This is a genomic window from Bacillus sp. B-jedd (assembly GCF_000821085.1).
Classification (GTDB): Bacteria; Bacillota; Bacilli; order Bacillales; family Cytobacillaceae; genus Bacillus_D.
This window is the reverse complement of the sequence record NZ_CCXR01000001.1, coordinates 250,691-262,391: the sequence shown is the minus strand read 5'-3', so window position 1 is coordinate 262,391 and position 11,701 is coordinate 250,691. Positions and strand designations below refer to the sequence as shown.

The 11,701-nt window shown below is 42.3% G+C and carries 8 protein-coding genes; 1 reads left to right on the top strand and 7 read right to left on the bottom strand.

Going from position 1 to position 11,701, the window contains the following annotated elements; all coding sequences use genetic code 11:
* Positions 1 to 130: 130 nt before the first annotated feature.
* From BN1002_RS01315 to BN1002_RS01290, 6 genes are all read right to left on the bottom strand, one after another.
* Positions 131 to 2,197, bottom strand: coding sequence for a DUF4179 domain-containing protein (locus tag BN1002_RS01315; protein ID WP_197072718.1), 2,067 nt, complete (start codon positions 2,195 to 2,197; stop codon positions 131 to 133).
* A 194-nt stretch (positions 2,198 to 2,391) separates the two neighbouring features.
* Positions 2,392 to 3,246 carry an AAA family ATPase gene (locus BN1002_RS01310; RefSeq protein WP_048823260.1) on the bottom strand — a complete coding sequence of 285 codons (855 nt, stop codon included), beginning with the start codon at positions 3,244 to 3,246 and terminating at the stop codon, positions 2,392 to 2,394.
* A gap of 45 nt (positions 3,247 to 3,291) precedes the next feature.
* Complete coding sequence (locus BN1002_RS01305) at positions 3,292 to 3,984, bottom strand: tetratricopeptide repeat protein (protein WP_052445594.1); 693 nt, start codon at positions 3,982 to 3,984, stop codon at positions 3,292 to 3,294.
* A 493-nt stretch (positions 3,985 to 4,477) separates the two neighbouring features.
* Positions 4,478 to 5,779 carry a WD40/YVTN/BNR-like repeat-containing protein gene (locus BN1002_RS01300; RefSeq protein ID WP_048823259.1) on the bottom strand — a complete coding sequence of 434 codons (1,302 nt, stop codon included), beginning with the start codon at positions 5,777 to 5,779 and terminating at the stop codon, positions 4,478 to 4,480.
* Between the two features lie 30 nt (positions 5,780 to 5,809).
* The gene (locus BN1002_RS01295; RefSeq protein WP_048823258.1) at positions 5,810 to 6,970 is read right to left on the bottom strand and encodes a hypothetical protein; all 1,161 of its coding nucleotides are present in this window, start codon (positions 6,968 to 6,970) and stop codon (positions 5,810 to 5,812) included.
* Positions 6,971 to 7,361: 391 nt separating this feature from the next.
* Positions 7,362 to 7,928, bottom strand: coding sequence for a DUF4256 domain-containing protein (locus BN1002_RS01290; protein ID WP_048823257.1), 567 nt, complete (start codon positions 7,926 to 7,928; stop codon positions 7,362 to 7,364).
* Positions 7,929 to 8,526: 598 nt separating this feature from the next.
* Here BN1002_RS01290 and helD point away from each other — a divergent pair.
* Complete coding sequence (helD, locus tag BN1002_RS01285; RefSeq protein ID WP_048823255.1) at positions 8,527 to 10,863, top strand: RNA polymerase recycling motor HelD; 2,337 nt, start codon at positions 8,527 to 8,529, stop codon at positions 10,861 to 10,863.
* Between the two features lie 70 nt (positions 10,864 to 10,933).
* On the opposite strand, the gene BN1002_RS01280 is transcribed toward helD, so the two are convergent.
* Complete coding sequence (locus BN1002_RS01280; RefSeq protein ID WP_048823253.1) at positions 10,934 to 11,344, bottom strand: hypothetical protein; 411 nt, start codon at positions 11,342 to 11,344, stop codon at positions 10,934 to 10,936.
* Between the last annotated feature and the right edge of the window lie 357 nt (positions 11,345 to 11,701).

The following is an 11,701-nucleotide window of genomic DNA, read 5'->3' as shown; positions in this document are numbered from 1 at the left end:
CTTTTCGACAAACCCCAATATGTGCATCATGAAAATGAGGATTGTACTAAATTTAAATTTTACCGAGCCATCAAAAAAAGACAGTTCCCCTTACCGAGGGCAAACTGCCTTCTCTAAAATGCTGTTCTATTTATTTTTTTATCGAGATTTTTACGACATCATCCAAATATTTGGTTGTATTATACCCAAACATTTCAATCCTATTAGGAATGATTTTCTCCTCTGGGTCTTCACTTATCAACTTAAAAGTTTGGACTTTAGTCATATAGCGAGGCTGTTCAATTTTTTCAAAATTAATATTTTCATTTTGTTCATATTCATTTCCGTTCTTATCAACGGTCACTCCTATTGTACTCATCTCGATTGGTACAGTTCCGAGTTCATAATCACCCATAATCTCAAGCCAAAGCAAGTCGTATTGTCGATTTCTAAGTTCATGATTGCTTATCTCGACATAAGAAGGCCTTCCCGCTTCAAACCTGTCAATGGATATCGTGGAGCCTGCATATTCAAAGGTTTGTGGATAGCTCTGGGATGAATCGAGCTTAATTGTTAGCTTGTCTTCCACCGTTAACATGGCGGACTTGAATTGAACCTTTATTTCTTTTGGGGCCTTTTCAAATACCGGTTCAAAGTGGGCTTGAAACCCCGTCCATTTCATTTCTTCATCCCTCATAATGGTGCCGTACAAATCGGCCTTTAGCTTCTTCCTGTTCACTTCCATATTATCAAAAGTGACATAATCCATTCGTTTTTCTGTCTGTCCATTATTAAACGCAATATCGAGGATGGTTATTGTAGGAGCAATCGTCAGCTTTTCAATCCGAACCGGTATCCCCTCTATCTCTGTTTCTTCATCCATTTCATATTCCGCCAATGGCTTTTTCTCCACAGGGATTTCAAATTTCCAATCCCCTGTTAAAGTATCCATGCCACTGTATAAATTTTGAACCTCGCCTGCATCGTCTCGAATTAATTCATGAAGTTTTGTAATGTTCAGCTTGATTGTCGCTTTTTCCTCTTTCAGTGGCAAAAGGCTAAATTTTCCCTGGAAGATATTCTTACCGTGTTTATTTTTATCCGTTTGAAGTTCAGGAGGATAAAACATCGGATGTGTATTTTCGTTCATAATTTTATACTGGTCCTCTACCATCATTCCTTCGTTGAAAGGCATCATAAATTGGCGAGCTTCCTTGGTATCCTCAATTTCATAATAGATAAGCGTCTGAATATCATCGGCAATCGCACTCTTAATTGTAATTTTCACTCCATCGCTTTCGGCTACAAGATTCAATGGTTTCCCCAAGCCATGCTGGAGAAGCGCGCGCAGTTCCGGATCGTCCTCAGCATAGGCATAGTAGAAGCCTGTAAAAGAACCCGTTAATATTTCAAATCCTAATAATAAAGTGAAAATACCAGCTAAAACGGCACCCATCTGAATCCGTTTTTTCCTCTTCAGCTGCATGCCCCTTTGTCTTTCCGCCAGCTTCGCTTTCACGTTCCCCATTAAATTTGCTGGCACGTGAACACCATTCATTCCTTTTGCAAAATCCTTCATAGCCAGCATAACATCCTGAAAGGCAGCTAAATCTTCCTGGCAATCCCGGCAATGATAAATATGGATTTCAAAATCGATCTTTTCCGGCCTGTCCATGTTTCTTTCCAGATAATCCAGATAATTCTTTTGATATTCTTGGCAGCCATTCAAGTTTTGCCCGTACCCAAGCACATTTTTAAGCGACTGGATACCGAAAAAAACAAGTTCCTGTTCCTTTTCTATTGGAACGCCCATAATATGGGCGGTATCCTCGTGGGAAAACCCTCTGATATATGCTAGGATAAGCGCTTCCCTCTCGTCTATTTTCAGCTGGTCAAACGCTTCCAAAAAAGCTGGTTGCGCATCTATTTTCTCTTCAACTGGTAAACTTCCATTGATGGAAAGTTCACGGCTGATTTCCATGAATATGGATGCAATCCGCTTATCCAGCGGGGTATCTTGTTCAAACCGGGGAACTTCCTTATGCACTTTAAGGATGGAACGATAAAACACCTCTTCAATTTGCTGCTGGTCTCGTAGGTAAATCCGGGCCAAAATGAAAAATGATTGTTTATGCTGATCAAACCAATCGACGATTGGTTCCATCCCTGTTTCTCTCATTAGCGTGATTGGCGCTGGCTCTGCTTTTGCCGGAATCATAACGGCCCCCCTCGGTAACATTCTCTTTATTATCAATCATATAGGCGGAGCCAGTTATTGGCAATATGCATTTCACAAGGTTTCATTATTCATTTTGTACCAATCTTCATACAGAAAAGAAGCAGGCAATTCCTTACCAGGAGCCTGCTTCTGCTATAAAAATAATCTTTCAGCGGCCAAAACGACCCTTTTCCTCAAAACTTGTCTTCATTTCTCTTAAAAAACTCATAATACGTGCGTACATTCTCCAGTTCCGTCCACCGTTTTATAGCGACAGGATACTCATCAAGATCATAAATTTTTGCCCCACGCATTGAAAGCAGAAATGGCGAATGCGTCGAAATAATAAACTGGCAGTTAAAAAACCTGGCAGAGTCCTCGATAAATTCCATTAACTCCAATTGCCGCTTCGGAGAAAGGCTGTTTTCTGGCTCATCCAAAATATAAAGTCCATTTTCATCTATTTTCTCAGTAAAATAGAGGTAGGCACTTTCCCCGTTCGATAATTCTTTGACATTATCCATTAATTCATCTCTCACAAAACGTGACTGTGTCTGGCTCCTGGCTGTATTCACTTTTTTCAATTGTTCGTAATCATTCAGAGATTTCAATTGGAATTTCGAATACTTTGCATCAAGATACTCTTCGAAAAGCTCCTCGCGCCTTTCGTCAATTCCCTCATTGAGATTCCGGATATTCAGCATATAGTCAAAAACGTCATCACTAGTAATAATTCTGCTATGTTCAGGGATTTCAGCGGCTAGCTGCATTTCACACATTGAGACATAGTCAGGATAGAAATTTGATTTATTATAAATTGAATCACGCTGGACTCCTGCTTTCTCAGCGATCACATTCAGTGCCGTAGACTTTCCGGAGCCATTTCCACCATAGAGGATTGTAACCGTGTCAAATTCAATTTCACTAAAATCCTTGCTAGATAAGACCTTAAAAGGATAAAACGAATCATAACACGTCCTTTTGATGCTCATAATAAATTTAAATTCCTGATCTTCATTTGGAAACGTGAAAGAATGCAGATAAATCATGGATTCACCTTCCTGGAGGAAGTGTTATTCTGATTACTTTTTTGTTTATATTACTCTCTTTAATTCCTCAAGCCTTTCCTCCACGGCCAGAATTTCATCTTTATCTTTGGCTATTTCCAATGCCTTGTCGTATAACTGCCGCGCCTTTTGGTAATCCTTCTTTTGCTCATAGAAGTAAATGTCTCCCCAGCCGATGTACCCCCATGGATTGTTAGGGAAGTCCTTGACCAGCTTCTCGAACTCCGCAGCGGCTTCTTCATATTGTCCCAGAATGGCATACGAATCTCCTATGGCACGTCTCATATTATGAATAATCAGCTCATCTTCTTCAGGGAATATCTCGCAAAACTCCCGGCAATAATCGATTCTTTTTTCAAAATAACTGTTATCCTTTTTGCCGGCATGGTAAAGCTCTAATTCCAGATCCTGAACGAAATTTTTGATGAAGAATTTGTCGCTGAATTTCCTGTCTAAAAATTTGAGGTTTTTATAGGCTGGATTGTTCCTTACTTTTATGACTTCCCATGCCTGTAACCAAACATCGCATGCGGATACAGAATCGTTATGGTTTAAATACTCTTCGCCACGTTCAATCATGTCCAACAATTGTTCCTTCAAAAGGCCACCATTCTGTACTGCGGAATTTACTGTTCCAGCCATCTCTTTGCCCATGCAGCATTTCTTAAATTTTTTGCCGCTCCCGCATGTACATAATTCGTTTCTGCCTATTTTGTTCATATACTTTCTCTCCTTTACCGTATAGTCTCTTTTCTTCACCTGCAAAAACCACTGCTAATTGGATATCTATATTGGTTGAAATAAAAATTGATAACCCGACCGGTATGGGGTGGTTGATTTCCGCTCCGGGCATTTCGCTTTCCACGGGGCATCAAAGCAGCAGCCTGAAATAGCTTCCTGTGGATTTGCGACGAGCTGAACGGAGCTTCCTCGAATATCCTTTGGCGCAGGAGCAGTTAGGAGCCTCCTCCTGCCCTGTCCCGCAGGACAACCAGCTTCTTCGAATGGGCTTTGCACGAAGGAAATGCGATAGCACTAAGGAAAGCTCCAAGAATAATCCTCGCACGAAATTATGCGTTAGCATAATTGAGGATTTTCGAGGAGTCTACATGCCTGAGCTCCAATTAACCAGCTTATTCAAATGAAATAGTGGAATTACTAAGTTCAACCTATATAGTAAATGATAGAAAATTTTGCCGCGATCAAATTATTACTATCGTAGAACACCGTCTGGATCGACTAAGCCCGTAAAAACCCACGTCTTCCCTTCATCTTTTGATGCGAATTTCGCCAAAACCTTGCCGCCCATATAATCTCCCGACGGCCCTTGATTAACGAGCAGTGTTCCTTCGGTGCCCTTGAAGGCCGGAATTTCAGCTATTGTGAAATAGCCCATGTATTCTTCAGGAATCGGTACCTTTATGTGTTCCCATTGTTCCCCGCCATCGCTTGTCCGATATAAATTCGGTACTGGAGGCTGCCCTTCATAGCGTAATTCCCCAAAGGAGAGAAATCCTAATCGATCTGTCACGAATCCTCCATCCGTCACCAGCTTACTCTCATTTTCCACTGGTTTGGCGCTATGCCAAGTCTTGCCTCCATCATTCGTTTTAAAAATGAAGTGCGCTTCCCAGCTCATGGTTTTGTCGCCAGTTATGATGAGATAACCATCCTCGTCAGATGTGAATCCGAGTTTTTTAAAGCGCTCCCCCGGCGGTCCCTGGTCCGAAACCGTTACAGTATCCCAAGTTTCCCCCTTATCATTGCTGATTAAAACCCGCAGCCCATTAAGCAAAAAGGCAGTTTTCTTCGGAGAAATCACATAGGTGCCACCAATTAGCTCCTGTTCAGGGCGGCGGCCGTTTGCATCTACAGCCAAATCTTCCGGCCGGACAGGGATTTCCACCCACTTTTGCCCGTTGTCATAAGTGACCATGAGCACTCCGTCCTTAATCTCATACTTGACACCTTCCGAAGCCTTTATTCCCGTTTTCTCATGATAGTCTTCAAGCGATTCGACCGGCGGGAGGCCGATTCGAGTATCAGCAATCCGTTCTATTTTCGCTAAAGTATAAGCTTGGCCATCGGCCTTATTGATCGTCATTTTCCAGACGATAGTTGGGATGTCTCCGTTTTCCTTTACCTCCCCCAGTCCGTAATCAACTTTTCGCGCGCCATCCTCAGGCAGGTGGATGTCAAAAACAACTGCGGCTACAAAAGAGTTTTCATCTCCTGACAACTTCGTGAACCGGGTATAGGTTTTGCCGGCAATCGCTCCTTCTTTCTCTAGCTCGGTCATTAAATCAAACCAAAGCCGGTATGCGATGATTTCCGGTTTCTTTTCATCCGCTCCAACCTGAACCTTGTAAGGGAGTTTGCTGTCAAGTTCCACTTTTCCCACCTTGGCCGGTTTCGGCTCAGGCTTTTCCTTATCCCCGATGAATAGTTGAATCACGGCGAAAAGGATAATGCAGATCGCCGGCAAAAGCAGTAAAAAGCTCTTCGTTTTCTTCATTCGTAACACCCTTTATGCAAAATAACTGCCTTACTCTTCTTGAAAAAACGGTTTGTAAATATAACGCTTCGGAGTAATCACATCCTCTTTACCAGGGATGTACAAGGATACCGTCGGGCCGCTGTTCACATGGTCAGCCGCGGCGGGAAGCTCCGTACCGGTTTCATCAATATAATGAATATCTTTATGAATGATTCCCCAACTCCGTATTCCTTTATAAAGGACAGCGAAATGATCGCCACTCCATGCCTGAACTTCCTTTTTAACGGGAATATGGTTTAGCATCTTGATGACAATTGCCAAATCATTGTCATCATCGTAAATGGCAGTGCCTTGTCCATGCCAATCCTGTTTATGGACCCTCAGGCGATTGCCACTTTGTTTATCGGTAAAAATCGTATAAGATGATTGCAATTTCAGATTCTCGTCAAACCCATAAATGAAAATATAAACCTCTTTAATTGTCCCATTTTTGGCAAAATCAATTTTCAAATCATCGGTCATCAAATTTGGCTCAAGCTCCATCTCAGCCTTTATCGTATCGATAATGTCTTCAAGCCTTACCTCATAGAAATTATCATTCTTCAGCTTTATTCTGGTGTCTGTTTTCAGCTCGTTAATTTTCCAGGCGAGCGCTCCGTTAAAATTGACAGCATTTTTGCCAGTATTATATGAACCGATTATAGTAATGGCCAGAAAGAGAATGGCCATCCAGTTCCAAAAGGCATGGCGTATATGCTTATTTCCAATTAGTTCTCCAGGTGAATGTAACGCTTCCTTTGAAATGGGAATAATGGTTTTATCTTCGAAGTATAAAAAATACCAACTCTTATTCTCGATTAATTTTGCAAGGGTTTCCAGAGAAAAAACATGGCATCCTCTGCTTGAAACAACAGCCAGTTGGTTGCTGTCGATCTCAACCCGGCTGCCGGCTTCGAATAGCCAGTCTTTTTTCATTTGCTTGCGATAAACAATAAAAACACGGACAAGCATACCAACCAAAAGAATACTGATACCCAGAAAAAACGGTATATTGGTTTTCAATTGCCCTATTTTGGTGATCGTGTAAATGATGTACCACCACAACAAATAAAGAGGAAGCCAAACCATGCTGCTTTTCCCGCCAAAAATCAAATCCCGCAAGACCAAACGCCGGTAAACTTTTTTGGTCAATTTGTTTTCAATTATCATTTTACAAACTCCCTTGCAGGCATGACCTCTATTTTAACTTTTAATGAATATGAAAGCCTTGATCTCCGGATAGAAATTCAAACTCCTATACCTTTAATCATACAGCCTATGAAGTTAAAATACCTAAATTTTGAAAGAGGAAAGGATGTCTTTTAAGTTTCCATACGCTGAAAAGCAGGCTATCCCCTTTTGGAAGCCTGCTTGCTACTTATCCCTTCCCTTATGTAAAAGGGATAAAGATATATATAATAATCCTAAGGCATACATGCCCGCCAGGAAAAAATACCCCGGCAACCCATAATGGTATTTCTGCATAGGATGGAAGGTTTCCGTTAAGAGGATTCCTCCCAAGCCGCATATAATTAACAACACTAGGAGAAACATCGTTCATTTAGACCGTTAATGAGCCGCGAAAACCCCTGGCCGCATAGTAGGAATCTGCCCCATTATGATAAACAAACACAGTGTCGTAACGGCGATCACAAAAGATGGCTCCGCCGAGTTTTCTAATATTAGCGGGGGTTTTCACCCAGCTTGATGTCTTCGCGTCAAAATTGCCCAGCTTCTGCAGCTCCCTGTATTGTTCTTCCGTTAGGATCTCGATCCCCATATCGGCCGCCATGCCGAGCGCACTGTTTTCAGGCTTGTGTTTTTTCCTCGCCTCCAGCGCTTCCCGGTCGTAACAAACACTCCTGCGGCCATTGGGGCTTTCCGCTGAACAATCATAAAAAACGTACTCGTCCGTATTTTCATCATAGGCAACGACATCCGGCTCCCCGCCCGTTCTTTCCATCTCGAAAAGCGACCACAGTTTTTCAGCATTCGCTTCCAGTTTCGCCTGCACTTTTGCCCATTCAAGTCCCTCATGGCGATTCATGTTTTTTTCAAAACGGCCTTTCAATGCTGAAAATATTTCTTCACACTGCTCTGATGACAACTGCTTATTTCTGTTTTCCATCATTAACCTCCTTGCAAAACTGCTTCTCTGGGATCGATTCAATGCTTTTGCACCCGCTTCCGGCTTAGAGACTGCTTCTCTGTGACCGTTTGAATGCTTTTGCACCCGCTCCGGGCTTAGAGACTGCTTCTCTGTGACCGATTGAATCCTGTTGCACCCGCTCCGGGCTTAGAGACTGCTTCTCTGTGACCATTTGAATCCTTTTGCACCCGCTTTGGGCTTAGAGACTGCTTCCCTTTGAGGGATTGCCACGTGTTACTAAATACCGCCGGAGTACGCCCCTTCTGTGCCAATCAACTTTATTATAAATCAACACTCACCGCTAATTAAATTTAACAAACGGGGACCTAGGCAGCAGCATAAAAAAGAACCCTTCATAACAAATAGCATGAAGGGTTCTTACTTGGCAAATAATTTTAAAAGAAACAAGCAAAATCCATGTCCGACACATTGAAAAAAATATACTTATGTGTTAAATTTATATAGTTAGACATCACTATTAGTTATGTAGATATAATTATCCTATTTTAATTATACAACATAACTCTTTAGGAAGTCAACCCTCTTTACTCAAATTTTTTTAAAGGAGTGTTTGCTTGTGAATTCAGCATTTCAGCAGGAGCAAGAACGGGTGGAAGAAGTACTGAAGACGATTAAGGAACAGATCGGCAAATTGGAGGAAGAAACTGCCCAGCGCCGAAGTGAAGTCATTCACATCCGCAAGCACTTTTGGGATGAGATCAAGGTGAATACGGATACCTTTGATGATTACCTGGAAACCATTATCGGCCTGCGGCAGGAGTCCCAGGCTCTCGCTGTAAGCCAAAGCACCCATAGACATGCAGCCAAGAAATTATCGGTGCTGCATCGTATGAAGGATAGCCCCTATTTTGCGCGGATATCTTTTCTAGAAGAAGGCTCCGCGGTTGAGGAACAGATTTATATTGGAATATCCACGCTAACGGATACAAGTGGCGATGAATTCCTCGTCTACGACTGGCGTGCCCCTATTTCAAGTGTCTACTATGATTATCAGCCCGGCCCTGCCCAGTATGTAACGCCTGGCGGATTAATTAAAGGTATACTGGAGAAAAAGTGGCAATACCTTATCCGCGGAGGTGTTCTCCAATCGATGTTTGATACGAGTCTCACGATTGGGGACGAAATTTTGCAGCAAGTATTGGGCAAAGGTACCGACAAAAAGATGCACAGTATCGTCGCGACCATCCAGCAGGAGCAAAACAGAATTATCCGCCACGATCGTGGACGGCTGCTCATTGTTCACGGTGCAGCCGGTAGCGGCAAGACATCGGCCGCCCTCCAGCGGATTGCCTATTTGCTCTACAAATATCGCGGACGGCTGAATGCTGATCAAATCATTCTATTCTCGCCAAATTCCATGTTCAACAGTTATGTATCCAATGTCCTACCTGAACTTGGTGAGGAGAATATGCAGCAGGTCACCTTCCAGGAATATCTGGTCCACCGGCTTGGCACAGAGTTTTTAGTTGAAAATCCTTATGACCAATTGGAATTTGTTTTAACCGCCGTAAATATTCCCTCATACCGTTCAAGGATTGCCGGCATTGAATTCAAAGCATCAATCCGCTTTTTTCAAGCAATCAATTCATACAGGCAATCCCTCGAAAGTTCCGGGATGCTTTTTAAAGGCTTTACCTTCAGAGGAAAGCCTATTGTTACCGCAAAGCAGATTGCAGAGAGGTTTTATAGCAGCGACACCTCTCTCCGTTTCCATAACCGGCTTGAGAAACTGAAGGATTGGCTTTTGAAACAACTGAAGGAAGTGGAAAAGGCTGAGCAGTCTAAGCCGTGGGTACAGGACGAAATCGAGCTGCTGAGCAATGAGGAGTACCATAAAGCCTACACATACTTGGCAAAAAAACGTGGATTTAAAGGTGATGAAATTACTGATTATGATATGGAGCCTGAAGCACTGGCACGTTTGATTATTCGCCAGAAATTAAAGCCCTTAAGGAATCGGGTCAAAGCGTTTCGTTTCATTGACATCAAGGGAATGTACAAACAGCTTTTCGTCGATTCCTCGAAAATCAATCAATGGCTGGATGGGGAAACACCTTCGATGTGGCCGGAAATTTGCCAATCGACATTGCAAACAATGGATGAAGGCAGATTATTCTATGAAGATGCCACTCCCTATTTACTTTTGAAAGAGCTCATACAAGGCTTTCAGACGAACAGTTCGATTAAACAAATCGTTGTGGATGAGGCACAGGACTATTCACCTTTCCAATTCGAGTTTATGAAGCGATTGTTTCCTTCAGCCCGGATGACAGTACTTGGCGACTTCAATCAGGCGATATTTACCCATGCCAGTGAAATGGTTGATTTCCGTACACTGACAAACCTTTATGGTCCGGACGAAACGGAAGTGATTAACATGGCGCGGAGCTACCGGTCCACCAAACCAATTATTGAATTCACACGCAGGCTCGTGCCTAATGGTGAAGCGATTATTCCTTTCGACCGTGATGGCGAGAAACCAGTGCTGACAGTTTTGCCGGACCGAGCTGAACTTGACCGCTCGATCGCAGCCAAAATCGAAGAATTCCGGGAAATGGGGCTCAATAGTATCGCAATCATATGCAAATCAGCAGAAGAAAGTAGAAGCGCCTTCGAAGCTCTTTCGGGCATCGAAGATCTTAAACTCTTGAAGGCCAGTTCCATGGAATATGAGCAAGGGGTCGTAGTTGTGCCATCCTACCTGTCCAAGGGAATCGAATTCGATGCCGTCATTATTTATGATGCATCAGAGAAGGTATACGGTGATGAAAGCTTGCGCAGAATTTTCTACACCGCCTGCACAAGAGCGATGCATTATTTGCAGCTTTACAGTGCAGGTGAGCCAAGTCCGTTTTTAAGAGATGCTTTGCATGAAGGGGTTATCAGCAGTTGACGATTTTTCTATGACAAAAATGTAAGAAGGCAACCCGCGTGGGTTGCCTTCTTTTAGTTGTCAGAAGAGTTTATCTAGCAGATTTTTTATAGTTAAATAAATAGATCGCTGGTATGAATACAATCATAAATTCCGATAAAAAGCCTACAATCAGCCACTTTTGCAATGGGGTTGGCCACGGTATAACAATTGTAATCAGGACCCTGCAAAACCATGTAAACACTAAGAAGGCATAAAACACAAAAACCTCTCTTGAACCTTGATAGATCTTCTTTTTGAAAACTAAAAGAATCAAACTTAAGCCTGTTAACAGCAATGAAAAGAAGAAGTTTACATAATCAATAGATGCATAAATCTCTAACGGTGCATCCGGGATATAAGAATACCATTCTGTCACATATGGAGCGAAAAAATGCAATAGGCCCACTAAGGAACTAATCACCAAGCCAACAGTATATAATACACTGCTGATTTTTCTCATTTAGTCCATTCCCCCCTATTGAAATTATTAAGTTAATGCCTTTAGTGCTCCGCGCATACTTGTGATTAAATTCACATTTTAACCCAAACCATTTTATCTATTTGTTTTTATCGAAGAATTATTTCAAAAAATTTATATTCTTAACCAACCTTTATCTCCATCATATTCCTTTTTATTTCGGGCAACAATAGGGTTTTTCATGATAGTTGCGCATTATACGGGAGATCCTGGAGTAAGGCGAACCAGATTCATTAAATATCCCTTTACAGAAGCCGTTAGCAGCCCTTTAACCTTCTCTGCATTCTTTGTACTCCCTCTTGGGAACGTATTAATCCACGAAAAAGACCTGGCCATTCG

Bases quoted from the DNA above. Each gene is read 5' to 3' on its own strand.
- BN1002_RS01280 (WP_048823253.1), bottom strand. From the start codon at position 11,344: ATGAGAAAAATCAGCAGTGTATTATATACTGTTGGCTTGGTGATTAGT.
- BN1002_RS01290 (WP_048823257.1), bottom strand. From the start codon at position 7,928: ATGGAAAACAGAAATAAGCAGTTGTCATCAGAGCAGTGTGAAGAAATA.
- BN1002_RS01300 (WP_048823259.1), bottom strand. From the start codon at position 5,779: ATGAAGAAAACGAAGAGCTTTTTACTGCTTTTGCCGGCGATCTGCATT.
- BN1002_RS01310 (WP_048823260.1), bottom strand. From the start codon at position 3,246: ATGATTTATCTGCATTCTTTCACGTTTCCAAATGAAGATCAGGAATTT.
- BN1002_RS01305 (WP_052445594.1), bottom strand. From the start codon at position 3,984: ATGAACAAAATAGGCAGAAACGAATTATGTACATGCGGGAGCGGCAAA.
- BN1002_RS01315 (WP_197072718.1), bottom strand. From the start codon at position 2,197: ATGATTCCGGCAAAAGCAGAGCCAGCGCCAATCACGCTAATGAGAGAA.
- BN1002_RS01295 (WP_048823258.1), bottom strand. From the start codon at position 6,970: ATGATAATTGAAAACAAATTGACCAAAAAAGTTTACCGGCGTTTGGTC.